This window comes from Streptomyces flavusporus (assembly GCF_046267975.1).
Classification (GTDB): domain Bacteria; phylum Actinomycetota; class Actinomycetes; order Streptomycetales; family Streptomycetaceae; genus Streptomyces; species Streptomyces flavusporus.
Window position 1 is genome coordinate 7392435 of record NZ_CP176503.1, and the last position, 19714, is coordinate 7412148.

The 19714-nt window shown below is 70.6% G+C and carries 16 protein-coding genes; 9 read left to right on the forward strand and 7 right to left on the reverse strand.

From position 1 onward, the window contains the following. Positions 1-169: 169 nt before the first annotated feature. Positions 170-1171 carry a TerC/Alx family metal homeostasis membrane protein gene (locus ACKTSN_RS34875; RefSeq protein WP_409472762.1) on the forward strand — a complete coding sequence of 334 codons (1002 nt, stop codon included), beginning with the start codon at positions 170-172 and terminating at the stop codon, positions 1169-1171. A gap of 262 nt (positions 1172-1433) precedes the next feature. Beyond that, positions 1434-2534, forward strand: a complete 1101-nt coding sequence (locus ACKTSN_RS34880) for a calcium:proton antiporter (RefSeq protein WP_409472763.1) — start codon at positions 1434-1436, stop codon at positions 2532-2534. 32 nt (positions 2535-2566) lie between these two features. Here the strand turns inward: ACKTSN_RS34880 and ACKTSN_RS34885 are convergent, their stop codons facing one another. Together ACKTSN_RS34885 and ACKTSN_RS34890 are read right to left on the reverse strand one after the other, a co-directional pair. Next, positions 2567-3871 carry an MFS transporter gene (locus tag ACKTSN_RS34885; RefSeq protein WP_409472764.1) on the reverse strand — a complete coding sequence of 435 codons (1305 nt, stop codon included), beginning with the start codon at positions 3869-3871 and terminating at the stop codon, positions 2567-2569. A 62-nt stretch (positions 3872-3933) separates the two neighbouring features. Continuing rightward, positions 3934-4980, reverse strand: coding sequence for a S66 family peptidase (locus ACKTSN_RS34890; RefSeq protein WP_409472765.1), 1047 nt, complete (start codon positions 4978-4980; stop codon positions 3934-3936). A 104-nt stretch (positions 4981-5084) separates the two neighbouring features. Here ACKTSN_RS34890 and aroQ point away from each other — a divergent pair, with 104 nt between their 5' ends. Then, positions 5085-5558, forward strand: a complete 474-nt coding sequence (aroQ, locus tag ACKTSN_RS34895) for a type II 3-dehydroquinate dehydratase (protein WP_409472766.1) — start codon at positions 5085-5087, stop codon at positions 5556-5558. 234 nt (positions 5559-5792) lie between these two features. On the opposite strand, the gene ACKTSN_RS34900 is transcribed toward aroQ, so the two are convergent. Further along, positions 5793-6449, reverse strand: coding sequence for an MBL fold metallo-hydrolase (locus ACKTSN_RS34900; protein ID WP_409472767.1), 657 nt, complete (start codon positions 6447-6449; stop codon positions 5793-5795). A 112-nt stretch (positions 6450-6561) separates the two neighbouring features. Next, positions 6562-7248, reverse strand: coding sequence for a maleylpyruvate isomerase family mycothiol-dependent enzyme (locus tag ACKTSN_RS34905; RefSeq protein ID WP_409472768.1), 687 nt, complete (start codon positions 7246-7248; stop codon positions 6562-6564). Positions 7249-7471: 223 nt separating this feature from the next. Here ACKTSN_RS34905 and uvrA point away from each other — a divergent pair, with 223 nt between their 5' ends. Beyond that, positions 7472-10501: an excinuclease ABC subunit UvrA gene (gene uvrA, locus ACKTSN_RS34910; RefSeq protein ID WP_409472769.1), complete on the forward strand. Its 3030-nt coding sequence runs from the start codon at positions 7472-7474 to the stop codon at positions 10499-10501. 83 nt (positions 10502-10584) lie between these two features. Here uvrA and ACKTSN_RS34915 read toward each other — a convergent pair whose 3' ends face one another. Continuing rightward, positions 10585-11496 (reverse strand): carbohydrate kinase family protein, encoded by a 912-nt coding sequence (locus ACKTSN_RS34915; protein ID WP_409472770.1) that lies wholly within the window; start codon positions 11494-11496, stop codon positions 10585-10587. Next, positions 11493-12566 (reverse strand): LacI family DNA-binding transcriptional regulator, encoded by a 1074-nt coding sequence (locus ACKTSN_RS34920; protein WP_409472771.1) that lies wholly within the window; start codon positions 12564-12566, stop codon positions 11493-11495. Before ACKTSN_RS34920 ends, ACKTSN_RS34915 begins: the two co-directional genes overlap by 4 nt. Positions 12567-12808: 242 nt before the next feature. Between ACKTSN_RS34920 and ACKTSN_RS34925 the strand changes: the two genes are divergently transcribed. Then, on the forward strand, positions 12809-13231 hold the full coding sequence (locus ACKTSN_RS34925; RefSeq protein WP_409472772.1) for a Rieske (2Fe-2S) protein: 423 nt from the start codon (positions 12809-12811) through the stop codon (positions 13229-13231). Positions 13232-13270: 39 nt separating this feature from the next. On the opposite strand, the gene ACKTSN_RS34930 is transcribed toward ACKTSN_RS34925, so the two are convergent. Continuing rightward, on the reverse strand, positions 13271-14245 hold the full coding sequence (locus ACKTSN_RS34930) for a hypothetical protein (RefSeq protein WP_409472773.1): 975 nt from the start codon (positions 14243-14245) through the stop codon (positions 13271-13273). Positions 14246-14537: 292 nt separating this feature from the next. Here ACKTSN_RS34930 and uvrC point away from each other — a divergent pair, with 292 nt between their 5' ends. The 4 genes from uvrC to whiA are packed head-to-tail and all read left to right on the forward strand — an operon-like array spanning position 14538 to position 19688. Continuing rightward, a complete protein-coding gene (gene uvrC, locus ACKTSN_RS34935; protein WP_409472774.1) occupies positions 14538-16631 on the forward strand; it encodes an excinuclease ABC subunit UvrC in 2094 nt (697 codons plus the stop codon). Further along, entirely contained in the window at positions 16628-17644 is a 1017-nt protein-coding gene (gene rapZ, locus ACKTSN_RS34940; RefSeq protein ID WP_409472775.1) for an RNase adapter RapZ, read from the forward strand. The genes uvrC and rapZ overlap by 4 nt, the downstream gene beginning before the upstream one ends. Beyond that, on the forward strand, positions 17641-18708 hold the full coding sequence (locus ACKTSN_RS34945) for a gluconeogenesis factor YvcK family protein (protein WP_385258322.1): 1068 nt from the start codon (positions 17641-17643) through the stop codon (positions 18706-18708). The genes rapZ and ACKTSN_RS34945 overlap by 4 nt, the downstream gene beginning before the upstream one ends. Continuing rightward, positions 18699-19688: a DNA-binding protein WhiA gene (gene whiA / locus ACKTSN_RS34950; protein ID WP_409472776.1), complete on the forward strand. Its 990-nt coding sequence runs from the start codon at positions 18699-18701 to the stop codon at positions 19686-19688. The genes ACKTSN_RS34945 and whiA overlap by 10 nt, the downstream gene beginning before the upstream one ends. Positions 19689-19714: the final 26 nt, after the last annotated feature.

The window sequence follows — 19714 nt, forward strand, 5'->3', positions numbered from 1 at the left end:
ATTGGGTACTCTTTTCAGCACGGAGGGGAGTACTCCCTGACTACTGCGGCGTACCCGTCAATACGGATCAGGCCAGATCCCGGGGCGTCGGCCCGCTTATGGGTGGAAGAGACCTCCGGCAGCGACGACGCTGACTGACTGTTTGCCGTTACGTACTGCCGGAGGCGCAGTGGATGTTTCCCTGACCCTGTGGGTCCTGACCGTCGTAGGACTCGCCGCACTGATCGCGGTCGACTTCTTCATCGGCCGCAAGCCACACGACGTATCGATCAAGGAAGCCGGGATCTGGACCGTCGTCTGGATCGTGCTGGCGGGCCTCTTCGGCCTCGGGCTGCTCGTCTTCGGCGGAGGCCAGCCCGCCGGTGAGTTCTTCGCCGGCTTCATCACCGAGAAGTCGCTGAGTGTCGACAACCTCTTCGTCTTCGTGCTGATCATGGCGAAGTTCGCCGTGCCCTCGCAGTACCAGCAGCGGGTGCTCCTCATCGGCGTACTCATAGCCCTCGTACTGCGCGCGATCTTCATCGCCGCGGGCGCCGCGATCATCGCCAGCTTCTCGTGGGTGTTCTACATCTTCGGCGCCTTCCTGATCTACACGGCCTGGAAGCTCATCCAGGAGGCCCGGGCCGAGGAGAAGGACGAGGAGTACGAGGAGAGCAAGCTGCTCAAGGCGGCCGAGCGGCGCTTCGGTGTGGCCGACCGCTACCACGGCACCAAGCTGTGGATCCAGCAGAACGGCAAGCGGGTCATGACCCCGATGCTGGTCGTGATCCTCGCGATCGGCACCACGGACGTGCTCTTCGCGCTCGACTCGATCCCCGCGATCTTCGGCCTGACGCAGGACCCGTACATCGTGTTCACGGCCAACGCGTTCGCGCTGATGGGCCTCAGGCAGCTGTACTTCCTCATCGGCGGCCTGCTGAAGAAGCTGGTCCACCTGTCGTACGGCCTGTCGATCATCCTCGGCTTCATCGGCGTCAAGCTGGTGCTGCATGCCCTGCACGAGTCGGGGGTCCACGTCCCCGAGATCAGCATCCCGGTCTCGCTCGGCGTGATCTGCTCGGTCCTGGTCATCACCACGATCACCAGCCTCCGGGCCTCAAGGAAGCAGGCGGCCGCCGAAGCGGCGCAGGCGCCGAGCGAGGGCACTCCGAAGGACAGCGTCGACGCCTGACCGCGCGGAGACGCGAGAGCAACGCAGCCAGGGCGGTGTGCGGCGGATTGCCGTCCACCGCCCTGGTCGTTCGTGCGGACATTGATGCCGAGACCGCCCCCACCGAACCGATGGAGGAGACCAGGACGGACCGCTGTCCCGTGGTGATGGAGTCCAACGCGCAGGGCGTGCGCAGAGGAGGCGATGTGAAGCAGCGAACCCGAGACAACAAGGCCCACACCGACCGGAATGCGGGGCCCGGCCCGTCTGCGACGATCGCCGCATGACCCCTCGGCTCAGGTCGCTCACGACCCGGTGGACGTCCCTCGTGCCGGCGCTCGCGGTGGTCCTGCTCATCTTCACCTGGGGACGGGATCTGCCGGCCGTGGTCGTAGCGGTGGTCACCGTGGTGCTGGCCGGGGCAGTTCTGGCCGCCGTGCACCATGCCGAGGTCGTTGCCCACCGGGTCGGCGAGCCCTTCGGTTCCCTCGTCCTCGCCGTCGCCGTCACCATCATCGAAGTCGCCCTGATCGTCACCCTGATGGCCGACGGTGGCGCCAAGAGTTCGACCCTGGCCAGGGACACCGTCTTCGCGGCGGTAATGATCACCTGTAATGGCGTCGTCGGCCTCAGCCTCCTTGTGGGCTCCCTGCGCCACGGCACGGCCGTCTTCAACCCCGAGGGCACCGGCGCCGCTCTCGCGACCGTCGCGACGCTCGCCACACTCAGCCTGGTGCTGCCCACGTTCACCACGAGCAAGCCGGGCCCGGAGTTCTCCGGCGTACAGCTCACCTTCGCCGCACTGTCCTCGCTGATCCTCTACGGCCTGTTCGTGGCGACCCAGACCGTGCGGCACCGCGACTACTTCCTGCCCATCACCCGGCAGGGCGAGGTGATCACCGCGGACGACCACGCCGAAGCGCCGTCCGCGCGCACCGCGTGGATCAGCCTGATCCTGCTGGGGCTCGCGCTGGTGGGGGTGGTCGGACTGGCCAAGGGTGTGTCGCCCACCATCGAGTCCGCGGTGGCGGCCGCCGGTCTGCACCACGCCGTCGTCGGTGTGATCATCGCGCTGCTCGTCCTGCTCCCCGAGACCATCGCCGCGCTGCGCTCCGCTCGCCGCGACCGTGTGCAGACCAGCCTCAACCTCGCCCTCGGCTCCGCGATGGCCAGCATCGGCCTGACCATTCCCGCAGTCGCCCTGGCTTCCATCTGGCTCTCCGGCCCCCTGGTCCTCGGCCTCGGCGCCACCCACATGGTGCTGCTCGCGCTGACCGTCGTGGTGACCTCCCTGACCGTGGTGCCGGGCCGGGCCACACCTCTCCAGGGAGGCGTCCACCTGGTGATGTTCGCGGCGTACCTGGAACTCGCGATCAATCCCTAGGAGGCGTACGAGCCACCCATGGACGTCGTGCGTCAGCCGGCCGTCGCCTCTGCCGCCGCCACCCGCACCGGGCGGGTCTCCGGGAGCAGCGCGAAGCACCCCAGGCTGAGCAAGGCAATGGTGGTGAGGTATGCGGCCACGCCCCAGGGCACCCGACCGCCCTGCTCGGCCAGCGCTGTCGCCACGATCGGGGTGAGCGCGCCACCGAGGACGCCGCCGAGGTTGTAGCCCACCGCGGCGCCCGTGCAGCGCACCCGGGGCTCGTACAACTCCGGCAGATACGCGGCGATCACGGCGAACATCGTGATGAACGCGAGCATCGCCCCGACGAAGCCCAGGAACATCGGCAGCGGCGCGCCCGTCGCGAGGAGCGCGACCATCGGGAACATCCACAGGGCGGCGGCAGCGCACCCGATCAGGCACAGAGGCCGCCGCCCGTACCGGTCGCCGAGCAGCGCCATCAGCGGTGTGAGCGAGCCCTTCACCACCACCGCGCCCATGATGCAGGTCAGCATGACGCTGCGGCCCACACCGAGCCGCTCCGTGGCGTACGCGAGCGACCAGGTCGTCACGGCGTAGAAGATCGCGTATCCGATCGACAGCCCCCCGGCCGTCAGCAGGAGGAGCCGCCAGTGGTCGCGTACCACCTCGGCGAGCGGCACGCGCGCGTGGTCGTCGATTTCGAGGAACCGGGGGCTCTCGGCGAGCGACGACCGCAGCCACAGCCCCACCAGGGCCAGCACCCCCGCCGCCCAGAACGGCACACGCCATCCCCAGGCGGCGAACTCGGCGTCGGACAGCGTCGCCGACAGCCCCAGCACCACGCCGTTGGCGAGCAGGAAGCCCAGCGCCGGCCCGACCTGCGGGAAGCTCGACCACAGACCCCGCCGTTCGGCAGGCGCGTGCTCCACGGTCAGCAGCACGGCCCCGCCCCACTCGCCGCCGAGCCCCAGCCCCTGCAGAAAGCGCAGCACGAGCAGCATCAGGGGAGCGGCCACACCGATCGTGTCGTACGTCGGCACGCAGCCGACCGCGACCGTGGAGGCGCCGGTCAGCAGCAGCGAGACGACGAGGACCGGCCGGCGTCCGTGCCGGTCCCCGATGTGCCCGAACAGCACCGATCCCAGCGGCCGTGCCACAAAGCCCACCCCGAACGTCGCGAAGGCGGCCAGGGTCCCTGCCACCGGCGAGAACGTCGGGAAGAACAGTGGCCCCAGGACCAGCGCTGCGGCGGTCCCGTAGACGAAGAAGTCGTAGAACTCGATGGCCGTTCCGGCGAGCGAGGCGGCCGCGAGCCGCAGCATGGAGGGCGCCCTTACGGTGCGTACGTCGTGCATGCTGCGTCAACTACCCACAGTGACGGCGGGTTACGGGGGCGCGCGGGGGGTGATCGGCCCCGTCAGTATGTGACGGTGATGCGCCGGGCGGGCCCGTCGACGCGCACCAGGCCGCCGTAAGGGATCACCAGTTGCGGACTGGTGTGCCCGAAGTCGACGTCGAAGACGATCGTGGTGCCCGGGGCATAGGCCTCCATGGCGCGCAGGACGGCCTCGCGCTGCTCGGCGGCGTAACGAGCGGCCTCCTCCGCGCCGTTGGGGCGGTCGAAGGACCAGGTCTTCGCACGGCCCATCAGCAGCGCCGAGAAGCGCTGGAGCAGCCCGCGCTCGCCCATGTTCCGCAGGGTGCGGAAGACCTCCGTGCCGCTCGGCATCTCCTCCGAGGTCTCCAGGAGCAGTACGCTGCCGTCGAACTCCGAGAGGTCGTGCGGGATCTCCCGGTCGGCCATCAGCAGCCAGCCGACGATCTCCAGACATCCGCCCCAACTGCGGCCCTCCACCACCCGGTCGGGTTTCACCCAGCTCCACCCGGCGCCGGGCCGCGTCTCCGGCTCCGCCTCGAAGGTCGCCGGGTCGGCCCAGTCGCGGTCGACGTCGTTCCAACGTGCGGCGGGCTCCAACTCATACTCACCTGACGTGAACAGCGCCGCCCGCAGCGACTCCGCCGTCAGCGGGTCCATGGCGCCCGGGCGGCCCAGCGCGGTCATCACCGTCGCGCCGTGGTAGCCGACGATTCCTGCGTTGCGCAGGAGCATGAGCAGGTTCGTGTTGTCGCTCATCCCGAAGAACGGCTTCGGGTTCGCCCGGATCAACTCCCGGTCCAGCAGCGGCAGTACGGTGATCTGGTCGTCGCCGCCGATCGACGCCATGACCGCCTTGATGCCGGGGTCGGCGAACGCGGCGTGGATGTCGTCGGCCCGCTCCTGCGGTGTCGAGCCCATCTTGCGGGTCGCCGGGTACTCGACCGGTTCGAGTTCGTAGTCCTTGCGCAGCCGCTCCAGGCCCAGTTCGAAGGGGCGTGGGAAGAGGCCGGGAAGGCCCGCGCCAGGCGAGACGACGGCGATGCGGTCGCCGGGGGAGGGCTTGGGCGGATACGAGATCACGGTCATACCCGGAGGGTATGACCCATGGCTTGGTCCGTGCACCGTGATAAACCGGGGTCTGAGCAGCGGTCATCGACGGACCGCCCGACCCCGAACGGACCGGAGGAACCGTGCCCCGAACCCTGGCCAACGCCCCGATCATGATCCTCAACGGCCCCAACCTGAACCTGCTGGGCCAGCGCCAGCCGGAGATCTACGGCTCCGAGACCCTGGCCGACGTCGAGGCCCTGTGCGCCAAGGCGGCGGCCGCGCACGGCGGCACGATCGACTTCCGGCAGTCCAACCACGAGGGTGAGCTGGTCGACTGGATCCACGAGGCGCGGCTGCATCACTGCGGCATCGTCATCAACCCCGGCGCCTACTCGCACACATCCGTCGCGATCCTTGATGCGCTCAACACCTGTGACGGCCTTCCGGTGGTGGAGGTCCACATCTCCAACATCCACAAGCGCGAGTCGTTCCGGCACCACTCGTACGTCTCCCTGCGCGCCGACGGGGTGATCGCGGGGTGCGGAGTCCAGGGGTATGTGTTCGGGGTGGAGCGGGTCGCGGCGCTGGTCGGGTCGGCGCAGGCCGACGCATAGTCCTGAAGCGCTGTCAGGGTGGCGCTGGGATACGGGTGTTGCCCGGGCCGTCGGCCGAGGGCGGGGATCGATGGGACCGGCGGCCCATACCGCGCAGGTGCCGTCATCCCGCGCGGGGCTGCGTCCAGTTGACCGCGCAACCGTGTGCGCGGGGAGTGCGCACGGGAGGTCGGCGCGTGCAGAGGATTCACACGGGGCGCGCGTTTGGCGATTCACGCCCCCCGGAGAGGGGGGTCACCACCCCCGCGCGTGCCACTCCGGCAGATGCGGCCGCTCGGCTCCCAGCGTGGTGTCGTTGCCGTGTCCCGGGTAGACCCACGTCTCGTCCGGAAGTACGTCGAAGATCTTCGTCTCGACGTCGTGGATCAGACTGGCGAATGCCTTGGGATCCTTGTGGGTGTTGCCCACACCTCCCGGGAAGAGGCAGTCCCCCGTGAACACATGCGGGTGCCCGTGCGGGTCGTCGTAGACGAGGGCGATCGAGCCCGGCGTGTGCCCGACCAGATGGCGCGCGGTGAGCTCCACGCGCCCGACCCGGATGGTGTCGCCGTCGTCGACCAGGACGTCGGTCGGTACGGGGATTCCGTCGGCGTCGTCCCGGCCCGCGTAGGTGCGTGCTCCCGTGGCTGCCACGACCTCGGCGAGCGCCTGCCAGTGGTCGCCGTGCCGGTGCGTGGTGACGACGGACGCGATGCCGTCGTCACCGATCATGCCGAGCAGCGTGTGGGCATCGTTCGCCGCGTCGATCAGCAGCTGCTCGTCCGTGGCCCGGCAGCGCAGCAGATAGGCGTTGTTGTCCATCGGGCCCACCGCGATCTTGGTGATCATCAGGTCCTTCAGCTCGTGCACGTCCGCCGGGCCGCCGACCGTCACCTGTCCGCTGTACGTCATGGTGGCAGCCTATCGCCGGGAGTCCGGGCCGGAGCCCGCCGAGGGGGCCACCGTGGGTGGCCGGGAGCGGCGGGCACGACCCCGGCCCGGAGGAGTGCGAGCTGCCCGTCGGCTACAGGGGTGGAAGCGTCGGCAGGGGACCGCCCGACACGGTCAGGCCGACTCCGTCGCGGCGGCCGGCGAGCCAGCCCAGAAGGTCGGCCCGGGAGCCCGTCACGGTGGTCCCGGGCTCAGGCGCTGCGCTGCCCGTGCTCCACGCGCGCGTGCCGTCCGTCAGCCGGGTGGACGGCACCTCTGGATGACCGGCGAACCTGTCCGCGAGGAAGTCGATCTCCCGCTCCACGAACTCCGCCGGCAGATCCTCCAGCTCGTACCCGATGCCGAGGTCCACATGGTGCAGCTCGACCTCGACCCACCGCCGGAAGGGCAACCGGGACGCGGAGTCGGTGACGCCGTTGCGCAGCTCCACCGTGCGCGACCAGTCGGCGGGCACGGCCGCCGCCTCCTGGAAGCGGTCCGCGCTCTCGCGGAGATCGCCGAACTGGACATCCGGCGGACGGGGCGCGTCCCGCTCGATGTCGGCGTCCCGGGCCTGGCCGGAGACGTACATGGGGCGGCCCTCCAGGACGTTCACGAGGGCGTCCGCGTTGCGGGCGAGGTGGGCGAGAACGTGACCGCGGCTCCAGCCGGGGAGCCGTGACGGTTGCGACACGGACGCGTTGTCCAGCTTGCCGACCGCGGTGAGCAGCCGTTCGGTCGCTTCACGTACAGACACCAGGTCACGCGCGTGATCAGTCATGACGTCGACCCTAGCTCCGCCACACGTTCGGGTGAAGGCGGCGGGCCCGGCCCGTAAATCGAATGCGCGTGCTATATGGTCGGCTGTGGCGTCGGGCATGCTGGATGGTCGGGGATTGTTACGCAACTCGGGAATCCGACCGGCGTTGTCAGTGGCTCCCCTAGTCTGAGAAAGCACGGGGGCCCCGCCCCTGTCACTTCTCTCAAGAAAGGTGCGGACCGGCGTGGCCGACCGTCTCATCGTCCGTGGCGCGCGCGAGCACAACCTGAAGAACGTCTCGCTCGACCTGCCTCGGGATTCGCTCATCGTCTTCACGGGCCTGTCCGGGTCGGGTAAGTCCTCCCTGGCCTTCGACACCATCTTCGCCGAGGGGCAGCGGCGCTACGTGGAGTCGCTCTCCTCGTACGCCCGTCAGTTCCTCGGCCAGATGGACAAGCCGGACGTCGACTTCATCGAGGGCCTGTCCCCGGCTGTCTCGATCGACCAGAAGTCGACCTCGCGCAACCCGCGCTCCACGGTCGGCACCATCACCGAGGTCTACGACTATCTGCGTCTGCTCTTCGCGCGGATCGGCAAGCCGCACTGCCCGGAATGCGGCCGCCCGATCTCGCGGCAGTCGCCGCAGGCCATCGTCGACAAGGTCCTGGAGCTGCCGGAGGGGAGCCGCTTCCAGGTGCTGTCGCCGCTGGTGCGCGAGCGCAAGGGCGAGTTCGTCGACCTGTTCGCCGATCTCCAGACCAAGGGCTACTCCCGCGCGCGGGTGGACGGCGAGACGATCCAGCTCTCCAACCCGCCCACGCTGAAGAAGCAGGAGAAGCACACCATCGAGGTGGTCGTCGACCGTCTCACGGTGAAGGACTCCGCCAAGCGCCGCCTCACCGACTCCGTGGAGACCGCCCTCGGCCTGTCCGGCGGCATGGTCGTGCTCGACTTCGTCGACCTCCCCGAGGACGACCCCGAGCGCGAGCGCATGTACTCGGAGCACCTGTACTGCCCGTACGACGACCTCTCCTTCGAGGAACTGGAGCCGCGCTCCTTCTCCTTCAACTCACCCTTCGGCGCCTGTCCCGACTGCACCGGCATCGGCACGCGCATGGAGGTCGACCCTGAGCTGATCGTCCCGGACGAGGACAAGTCCCTCGACGAGGGCGCCATCCACCCCTGGTCGCACGGGCACACCAAGGACTACTTCGGCCGCCTGATCGGCGCCCTCGCGGACGCGCTGGGATTCCGGACGGACATCCCCTTCGCCGGTCTCCCGCAGCGTGCCCGGAAGGCGCTGCTCCACGGCCACAAGACACAGATCGAGGTCCGCTACCGCAACCGGTACGGCCGCGAGCGCGTCTACACCACGCCCTTCGAAGGCGCCGTCCCCTTCGTCAAGCGCCGGCACAGCGAGGCCGAGAGCGACGCCAGCCGTGAGCGCTTCGAGGGCTACATGCGCGAGGTACCCTGCCCCACCTGTGAGGGCACGCGCCTGAAGCCGATAGTCCTCGCGGTCACGATCATGGAGAAGTCGATCGCGGAGGTCTCCGCGATGTCGATCAGCGACTGCGCGGAGTTCCTGGGCGAGCTGAAGCTCAACGCCCGGGACAAGAAGATCGCCGAGCGCGTGCTGAAGGAGGTCAACGAGCGGCTGCGCTTCCTGGTCGACGTCGGCCTGGACTACCTCTCGCTGAACCGCGCCGCCGGCACGCTGTCCGGTGGCGAGGCCCAGCGCATCCGCCTGGCCACCCAGATCGGCTCCGGCCTCGTCGGCGTCCTCTACGTCCTCGACGAGCCGTCCATCGGCCTGCACCAGCGCGACAACCACCGGCTGATCGAGACCCTGGTCCGGCTGCGCGACATGGGCAACACGCTCATCGTCGTCGAGCACGACGAGGACACGATCAAGATCGCCGACTGGGTCGTCGACATCGGCCCCGGCGCGGGCGAGCACGGCGGCAAGGTCGTGCACAGCGGCTCTCTGAAGGAGCTGCTCGCCAACGAGGAGTCGCAGACCGGTCAGTACCTCGCCGGGAAGAAGTCCATCCCGATGCCGGACATCCGTCGCCCCCGCGACCCCTCCCGGCAGCTCACCGTGCACGGTGCCCGCGAGAACAACCTCCAGGACATCGACGTGTCCTTCCCGCTGGGCGTGTTCACCGCGGTCACGGGCGTGTCCGGCTCCGGAAAGTCGACGCTGGTCAACGACATCCTGTACACGCACCTGGCCCGCGAGCTGAACGGCGCCCGCAACGTGCCCGGGCGGCACACGCGCGTGGACGGCGACGACCTCGTCGACAAGGTCGTGCACGTCGACCAGTCGCCCATCGGCCGCACCCCGCGGTCCAACCCGGCGACGTACACCGGCGTCTTCGACCACATCCGCAAGCTGTTCGCCGAGACGACCGAGGCGAAGGTCCGCGGCTACATGCCCGGCCGGTTCTCCTTCAACGTCAAGGGCGGCCGCTGCGAGAACTGCTCGGGCGACGGCACGATCAAGATCGAGATGAACTTCCTCCCGGACGTCTACGTCCCGTGCGAGGTCTGCCACGGCGCCCGCTACAACCGGGAGACGCTGGAGGTCCACTACAAGGGCAAGTCCATCGCCGAAGTCCTGAACATGCCGATCGAGGAGGCCCTCGACTTCTTCGAGGCCGTCCCCGCGATCGCCCGCCACCTGAAGACGCTGCACGACGTCGGCCTCGGCTACGTCCGGCTCGGCCAGTCCGCCACCACCCTGTCCGGCGGGGAGGCCCAGCGCGTCAAGCTCGCCAGTGAGCTTCAGCGGCGCTCCACGGGGCGTACGGTCTACGTCCTGGACGAGCCGACCACCGGCCTGCACTTCGAGGACATCAGCAAGCTGCTGACGGTGCTGTCCGGCCTGGTCGACAAGGGGAACACGGTCATCGTCATCGAGCACAACCTCGACGTGATCAAGGTTGCCGACTGGATCGTCGACATGGGCCCCGAAGGCGGAGCCGGCGGTGGCCTCGTCGTCGCCGAGGGCACGCCCGAGCAGGTCGCTGCGGTGTCGACCAGCCACACCGGCAAGTTCCTGCGGGAGATCCTCGGCGCCGAGCGGATCAGCGACGCCGCTGCGGTGCAGGCCCCGCGCCAGTCCGCGGTGAAGAAGACGGTGGCCGCCAAGGCGCCGGCGAAGAAGACGGCGACGGCCAGGACGGCCAACAACACGTCGACCGAGAAGGCGGCCGGGGTCACCAAGAAGACGACGCCTGCGAAGAAGACGACGCGGGCCCGCAAGGCCTGAGCAACGCCTCGCAAGAACCATGCGAAAGGCGGCGCCCCGCGGGAACTCCCCGCGGGGCGCCGCCCGTTGCACAGTCAGCCGCCCTACAGCTCACCCAGTTCCGACGCGTACGGCGGCTCCGCGCCCGCACGGGAACAGGTGATCGCCGCCGCGCGTGCCGCGAACCGCAGCAGTCGTGTCCAGCCGTCGTCGCCGAGGGCCCTGAGTGCGTCGGAGGACAGGGCGTCCCAGGTGGACAGGCCGTGCAGCAGGGCCGCGTTCACGGTGTCGCCGGCGCCGATCGTGTCCACCACGGCGACCTGCTCGCCCGGCACGGAGTGTTCCGCGCCGTCCCCGGTGAAGACGGTCAGCCCGTCGCCACCCTGGGTCATCACAACCGCCGAGGGACCCGCGGCCAGCCACTCGCGCGGGGTGCCGCCCAGCCACCGGGCGTCCTCCTCGGAGAGCTTGAGCAGTGTCACCGACGGCAGCCAGCCGGCGAACCGGGCCCGGTAGGCGTCCGCGTCGGGGATCAGCCCGGCCCGGATGTTGGGGTCGAGCGCGGTGAACACCCCCTGCGCGGCCGCGCTGCGCATCAGCTTCTCGTAGGCGCTCGCCCCCGGCTCCAGGACCAGGGAGCAGGTGCCGAACGACACCGCGCGTGCTCCGGCTGGGAGGCGGTCGGGGGTTGTGAACAGGCGGTCGGCGGTGCCGTCGACGTAAAAGGAGTAGGCGGCCGAGCCGTTCCCGTCGATCGTGGCGACCGCCAGGGTGGTCGGCTCCGTGCCGCGCTGCACCGCCGAGACATCCACCCCGGCCTTGCGCAGCGCGTCGAGCAGGGCCTCGCCGAAGGCGTCGTGGGAGGTACGGGAGCAGAAGGCCGTCGGGGAGCCGAGGCGGCCGAGGGCCACGGCCGTGTTGTACGGGCCGCCGCCGAGGGCCGGCTGCAGGCCGGCGAGGGCACCCGTGCCCTGCGGTACCAGGTCGATCAGGGCCTCACCGGCGACGACGATCACGAGACGGGTCCTTTCTGGGCGGTTCGGTGCTCGGACTTGTCGAACTTCTCGGACTGCTCGGGGCAGCCGCAGGACGTGCGGTGGACGAAGGTGCAGGGAAGCCGCACGGTCCGGGCGGGCCGGTCCGGCGCGGTGAGGCGTTCCAGGAGCACCCGCACGGCCCGGGCGCCGAGGTCCTTGCTGGGCTGGGCGATCGCGGTGAGCCGGGGGGAGAAGAGGTCTGCCCAGGCGAAGTCGTCGAAGCAGCACAGCGCGATGTCGCCGGGCACGGACAGGCCGTGCTCGCGCAGGGCGCGCAGCGCGCCGATGGTCATCGCGTTGTTGGCGGTGACGAGCGCCGTGGGCGGCACGGCGAGGGACAGCAGAGTCGCCGTGGCCTGCTCGCCGCCGGCTGACTCGGAGTCGCCGTGTACGAGGAGGCGTTCGTCGTAGGGGAGCCCGGCGGCCGCGAGACCATGGCGGTAGCCGGTGATGCGCTCGCTGGTGGTGCTGAGCCCGCGACGGCCCGCGACCAGGCCGATCCGGCGGTGGCCGAGCCCGGCGAGATGGGTCACCAGCCGGGCCACCGGTTCAGCGCTCTCGGCGCAGACCTGGTCGAAGCGCGGCGCGCTGTTCCCCGGCTGGTCGACCAGGCGGTCCAGGAGCACGGTCGGGACTTTGTGGCGATGCAGGTAGGTGACGAGTTCGCCCGGGTTGGCCGAGGGCGCGACGATCAGGCCGTCCACGCGTCGTTCGTGCAGGAGCTGGACGACCTTGCGCTCGTGCTGCGGGTCGTCGTGCGGATCGGCGATGAGCAGGCTGTAGCCGTGTTCCAGGGCGGTCGCCTCGACGCCCTGGAGGATCTCGGTGAAGTAGGGATTGCTGATGGCCGACACCGCGAGGCCGATGGAACGGGTGCGGGAGGTCACCAGGGAGCGGGCGAGGGTGTTCGGGGTGTAGCCGAGCTCGTCGATGGCGTCCAGGACGGCCTGGCGGGTCCCCGGGAGCACGGGCCGGGTGCCGTTCAGCACATGGGAGACGGTCGCGACGGAGACACCGGCGCTGCGTGCCACGTCGGCCATGGTTGGCATGAGTTCCCTCCCGAGCCACGCCGTCGAGCCGCGCCGTCACCGGTCCTGTGCACCGGTCCGACGCGGGCCTTATGGCCTGGACCGTATCCCATTCGACGGCGGACGTAAACGCTTGCGCAAGCGTTTACGTCCGCCGTCGAGGCCACCCCCACCCCCACCTCCATCCCCTTCAATCACCGACCGCTATCGTCGGCAGGCGCCACTCCTGAACCGCGCCCGAGCCCCTGACCAGTGGAGACCCCATGCCCGCCCGACCTTCCCCGAGCCGCCGTACCGTCCTGCGAGGGGCGGCCCTCGCGCCGGTCGCCGGGCTCGGGCTCGCGGCCTGTTCCCCGGGCGGCGGGGCGCCGGCCGGTGCGCCCACCGCGCCGGTCGAGCTCGGCGCGGAGACCGAGGTCACGAAGGGGAGCGCCAGGCTGTACCGCGATCACAACGTGGTGGTCAGCCGGGCCGAGGACGGCTCGTTGAAGGCGTACAGCACGATCTGCACGCACGCGGCGTGCCCCATCAACAAGCTGGAGGGGACGAAACTCGTCTGCCCCTGCCACGGCAGCGAGTTCGACGCCACGACCGGCGAGGTGCTGCACGCCCCGGCCACCGTGCCGCTGAGCGAGCTCCCGGTCAGGACCGAGAACGGCAGGATCGTGGCCGGGCCGGGAGCCTGATCCGCCGGAGGATCCCCGGCAGAACCTGACGAAGCACTATTACTCCCAGTCCCAGCCGATGCCGACGATCCCCGACCGCACCCGGGGCTCGACGAGGTGCACCGAATGGTGGCGGCCCGTGAGCGGCAGCTCCTGGCGGCCGCTGCGCGGGGCCGCCGCCGACTGCTGGGTGAACCGGTGGCAGCGCACCGGCAGGGCGTTCTCGTCGAACCGCACCTGAAGGGCGTACTGGCCGCCGGCGGGGCCGAAGCCGCGGACGTACTCGCGCGAGGCGCCGGCGGTGCCGTCCTCGACGCCGTAGCGGAAGAGGTAGGTGTCGCCGGCCCGCAGCCGGGTGTCGAAGAGCAGCTCGGCGACGAGCACCCCGGTCTCGTGATGCCAACGGATGCGTCCCGTGCGGCAGTTCTCCAGCGCGTGCACCCTCACCCGCTCCGGTACGCATCCGGGGTCGCCGTGGTGGACGGCCACGAAGCGGTCGACGCCCTCCCGGTGGGCGCGCACGATGTGGTGCGACTCGCGCCCCATGAGCTCGCGACCCGCCCCGATCCGTACGTGCTCGTGGTGCCCGAGCATGTGCAGCCCGCCGTCGAGGGGCGCGTCCAGCTCGGCGAGCAGCCGTTCCAGGACGCCCGAGGCCTCGACGAGGGCGCGGTAGGAGCGGGCCCCTCGGCGCCGCGCGGAGACCCGCTCGTCGGTGTCGGAGAGCAGCCGGATCAGCGACTCCTCGGGTAGCTGGAGGATCTCCTCCAGGGCCCGTACGGCACGCAGCGACTCGGGGCGCTGGGGGCGGCGGGCGCCCTGCTGCCAGTAACTCAGGCTCGTGACGCCGACCTTCACGCCGTACCGCGACAGATGGTGCTGCACGCGCTGCAGGGGCAGTCCGCGGGCGGCTATCGCGGCGCGCAGCGCGACGTGGAAGGGGCCGCCTTGCAGGGCCGTGTCCAGTTCCGCGGCGGCGGCGACGTCTTCGGCGGCGTCGGCGGCGGTGTCCGCGTGCTGTGTGGCGTGCGGCATGCAGGGGCCTTTCTGTGCTGGATCACAACGGCTGGTCAGACCATTCGCGCGGGTGTCGGGTCCCCCTGTCGGCGTCGGGGCTTCTTCACATCCGTACGCCGCCGTCCCGAGTTCCCCCGCATTGAAGCGTGTTGACCATGCCTCGACAACACCTGATGCCCAACCGTGGCGTCCTCTTGGCCGAGCTTCGACCGGTGCCCTCGGGCGGGCGTCCGCCGGCCACCCCGTAGGACCTGCGGGCGTTGTCCACAGGCTCGCCGGAGTGTCACTGCTCGCCAGTAGGGTGTGAGACATGGCCGACCCCTCCAGCTACCGCCCCAAGCCGGGACAGATCCCGGACTCTCCCGGGGTGTACAGGTTCCGTGACGAGCACCGCCGGGTGATCTACGTCGGAAAGGCGAAGAGCCTGCGCCAGCGCCTGGCCAACTACTTCCAGGACCTGGCGGGACTGCACCCGCGCACCCGGACCATGGTCACCACGGCCTCGTCGGTGGAGTGGACGGTGGTGTCCACCGAGGTCGAGGCGCTGCAGCTGGAGTACTCCTGGATCAAGGAGTTCGACCCCCGGTTCAACGTCAAGTACCGCGACGACAAGAGCTACCCCTACCTCGCGGTGACGATGAACGAGGAGTTCCCGCGAGTGCAGGTGATGCGAGGGCACAAGAAGAAGGGCGTGCGCTATTTCGGGCCGTACGCGCACGCGTGGGCCATCCGGGACACCGTCGACCTGCTCCTGCGCGTCTTCCCGGTGCGTACCTGCTCGACCGGAGTCTTCAAGAACGCCGCCCGCACCGGCCGCCCCTGCCTGCTCGGCTACATCGGCAAGTGCTCCGCCCCCTGCGTCGGCCGGGTCGACGCCGAGGAGCACCGGGACCTGGCAGAGGAGTTCTGCGACTTCATGACCGGCCGTACGGGCACCTACCTGCGCCGCCTCGAGAAGCAGATGACCGAGGCGGCCGAGGAGCTGGAGTACGAGCGGGCGGCCCGGCTGCGCGATGACATCGAGGCCCTGAAGAAGGCCATGGAGAAGAACGCGGTCGTGCTCGCGGACGCGACCGATGCCGACCTGATCGCGGTCGCCGAGGACGAGCTGGAAGCGGCCGTGCAGATCTTCCACGTCCGCGGCGGTCGCGTCCGCGGTCAGCGTGGCTGGGTGACCGACAAGGTCGAGGAGATCGCCACCGGCGCCCTCGTCGAGCACGCCCTCCAGCAGCTGTACGGGGAGGAGAGCGGCGACGCCGTCCCCAAGGAGGTCCTCGTCCCCGCCCTGCCCGACCCGGTGGAGCCGGTGCAGGAGTGGCTGACCGGGCGCCGGGGATCGATCGTCTCGCTGCGCATCCCCCAGCGCGGCGACAAGAAGGCGCTGATGGAGACCGTGCAGCGCAACGCCCAGCAGGCGCTCGTCCTGCACAAGACCAAACGCGCCTCCGACCTGACCACGCGCTCGCGTGCCCTTGAGGAGATCGCCGACGCCCTCGAGCTGGACAGCGCACCGCTCAGGATCGAGTGCTACGACATCTCGCACCTCCAGGGCGACGACGTGGTGGCGTCCATGGTCGTCTTCGAGGACGGGCTGCAGCGCAAGAGCGAGTACCGGCGCTTCCAGATCAAGGGCTTCAGGGGACAGGACGACGTCCGCTCCATGCACGAGGTGATCACCCGCCGCTTCCGGCGCTACCTCGCCGAGAAGGAGAAGACCGGCGAGTGGGCCGAGGGTGAGCCCGACCTCACGAACGGCACCGCGGACGCCGCCGGAAACGGCGCACCCACCGCCTTCACCGAGGACGACGGCCGCCCCAAGCGCTTCGCCTACCCCCCGCAGCTGGTCGTCGTCGACGGCGGAAAGCCGCAGGTCATGGCGGCCAAGCGGGCCCTGGACGAGCTCGGCATCGACGACATCGCCGTGTGCGGCCTCGCCAAGCGCCTGGAGGAGGTCTGGCTGCCGGACGACGATGACCCGGTCGTCCTGCCCCGCACCAGCGAAGGCCTCTACCTGCTGCAACGGGTCCGCGACGAGGCCCACCGGTTCGCGATCACCTACCAGCGGACCAAGCGCGCCAAGCGCTTCCGTTCGAGTCCCCTGGACGACGTCCCCGGGCTCGGCGAGACACGCAAACAGGCGCTGATCAAGCACTTCGGGTCGGTGAAGAAGCTGCGATCCGCGACAATCGACCAGATCTGCGAGGTTCCGGGCATAGGTCGCAAAACGGCCGAGGCCATCGCCGTGGCTCTTGCCCAGGCGGCTCCGGCCGCGCCCGCCGTGAACACGGCGACCGGAGAGATCATGGATGACGTGGAAGACGGGGCACCCGAGATGACAGCGGGTCCCCCAGGGGAGCCCGTGCCCACGGGCGCCCCGGACGAGCGACGGGGGCAGGAGAGATGACCGAGCACGAGAAGCAGCCCACAGCGGAGCGAGATCAGGCACTCAGGGAAACGCACAAGGAAACCGGCGAGGACCGCACCCGGCAGGATGCGTCTCGGGAAAGCGGAGCACAGGTGGGTACGGGCGTCGAAGGCAACGGGGTCCCCGAGACGGCCATCCCCGAGCTGGTGATCATCTCCGGCATGTCCGGAGCCGGGCGCTCGACGGCCGCGAAGTGTCTGGAGGACCTCGGCTGGTTCGTCGTCGACAACCTCCCGCCCGCCCTGATCCCCACCATGGTGGAGCTCGGCGCCCGCTCCCAGGGCAACGTGGCGCGGATCGCGGTCGTCGTCGACGTCCGCGGCCGCCGCTTCTTCGACAACCTCCGCGAGTCCCTCGCCGACCTCGACAGCAGAGGCGTCACCCGGCGGATCGTCTTCCTGGAGTCCTCCGACGAGGCCCTGGTGCGCCGCTTCGAGTCCGTGCGCCGCCCGCACCCCCTCCAGGGCGACGGCCGCATCGTCGACGGCATCGCCGCCGAGCGTCAGCTGCTGCGCGAGCTGCGCGGCGACGCCGACCTGGTGATCGACACCTCCAGCCTGAACGTGCACGAGCTGCGCGCCAAGATGGACGCCCAGTTCGCCGGCGAGGAGGAGCCCGAGCTGCGGGCCACCGTGATGTCGTTCGGCTACAAGTACGGCCTCCCCGTCGACGCCGACCTCGTCGTCGACTGCCGGTTCCTGCCCAACCCGCACTGGGTGCCCGAGCTGCGCCCGTTCACCGGCCTGAACGACGAGGTCGCCTCGTACGTCTTCAACCAGCCCGGCGCGAAGGAGTTCCTCGACCGCTACGCCGAGCTGCTCCAGCTCATTGCGACCGGCTACCGGCGCGAGGGCAAGCGGTATGTGACCATCGCGGTCGGCTGCACGGGCGGCAAGCACCGCTCGGTCGCCATGTCGGAGAAGCTCGCCGCGCGCCTCGCGGCCGAGGGCGTGGAGACGGTGGTCGTGCACCGGGACATGGGACGCGAATGACCGGACGTACGTCGCGGCTCAGCAGGCTGCGCGGGGTCACCCCGGAAGGGCGCGGCGGCCGGCTCGCCGAGCCCCGGGGTGGCCGGGCGCGCCGCCGGGGCGCCCAGCCCAAGGTGGTCGCCCTCGGCGGCGGCATGGGCCTGTCCGCCTCGCTCGCCGCGCTGCGCCGGATCACCGGCGACCTCACCGCCGTCGTCACCGTGGCCGACGACGGCGGCTCCAGCGGCCGACTGCGCGACGAGCTGGGCGTGCTGCCGCCCGGCGACCTGCGCAAGGCGCTGGCCGCGCTGTGCGGGGACGACGAGTGGGGCCAGACCTGGGCCCGGGTCATCCAGCACCGCTTCCAGTCCCAGGGCGAACTGCACGAACACGCGGTGGGCAACCTGCTGATCGTCGCCCTGTGGGAGCAGCTCGGCGACCACGTCCAGGCGCTCGACCTGGTCGGCAAGCTGCTGGGCGCGCAGGGGCGGGTGCTGCCCATGTCCGCCGTGCCCCTGGAGCTCCAGGCCCTGGTCAAGGGGCACGACCCGGACCGGCCGGAGGAGATCGAGACGGTCCGCGGCCAGGCGACCGTGGCGCTCACCCCCGGCGAGGTGCAGTCCGTGCACCTCGTGCCGAACGACCCGCCCGCCGTACCCGAGGCCGTCGAGGCGGTCCTGGACGCGGACTGGGTGGTGCTCGGCCCCGGCTCCTGGTTCTCCTCGGTCATCCCGCACCTGCTCGTGCCCGAACTGCTGGACGCACTCCTGGAGACGAAGGCACGCCGGGTACTCTCGCTGAACCTCGCCCCGCAGCCCGGAGAAACCGAGGGCTTCTCCCCGCAGCGTCATTTGGAGGTTTTGGGGCGACACGCCCCTAAACTCGCCCTGGACGTGGTGCTGGCCGACGAGGCCGCCGTGCCCGACCGCGACTCGCTGACCGACGCCGCCCGGCGTTTCGGGGCCGCGGTCGAGCTGGCGCCGGTGGCCCGGAGGGACGGAACTCCGCGGCACGATCCGGAGCTGCTGGCCGCCGCGTACGACCGTATTTTTCGGATGCATGGAAGGATCGGCCCATGGCGATGACGGCAGCGGTGAAGGACGAGATCTCCCGGCTCCCCGTCACCCGGACCTGCTGCAGGAAGGCGGAGGTCTCCGCCATTCTGCGGTTCGCCGGCGGCCTCCACCTGGTCAGCGGGCGCATCGTGATCGAGGCGGAGCTGGACACCGCGATGGCGGCCCGCCGCCTCAAGCGGGACGTCCTGGAGATCTTCGGGCACAGCTCGGAGCTGATCGTGATGGCGCCGGGCGGGCTGCGGCGCGGTTCGCGCTACGTCGTGCGCGTCGTCGCGGGCGGCGACCAGCTGGCCCGGCAGACCGGCCTCGTGGACGGCCGGGGCCGCCCGATCCGCGGTCTGCCACCGCAGGTGGTCTCGGGGGCCACCTGTGACGCCGAGGCGGCCTGGCGGGGCGCCTTCCTGGCGCACGGTTCGCTCACCGAGCCCGGCCGCTCCTCCTCCCTGGAGGTGACCTGCCCCGGCCCCGAGGCCGCGCTCGCGCTTGTCGGCGCCGCCCGCCGGCTGTCCATCGCCGCGAAGGCCCGCGAGGTGCGCGGCGTGGACCGGGTCGTCGTCCGGGACGGCGACGCCATCGGCGCCCTCCTCACCCGCCTCGGCGCCCACGAGTCGGTGCTCGCCTGGGAGGAGCGCCGGATGCGCCGCGAGGTCCGCGCCACGGCGAACCGCCTCGCCAACTTCGACGACGCCAACCTGCGCCGCTCCGCCCGCGCGGCCGTCGCCGCCGGCGCCCGCGTCCAGCGCGCCCTGGAGATCCTCGGCGACGACGTCCCCGAGCACCTCGCCGCCGCCGGCCGGCTCCGCATGGAGCACAAGCAGGCCTCCCTGGAGGAGCTGGGCGCCCTCGCCGACCCGCCACTGACCAAGGACGCCGTCGCGGGCCGTATCCGCCGCCTGCTGGCCATGGCCGACAAGCGGGCCGCCGACCTCGGTATCCCGAGCACGGAGGCCAACCTCACCGAGGAGCTGGCGGACAACCTCGCGGGATGACCTGACGAGCGATCAGCACGCCGGTG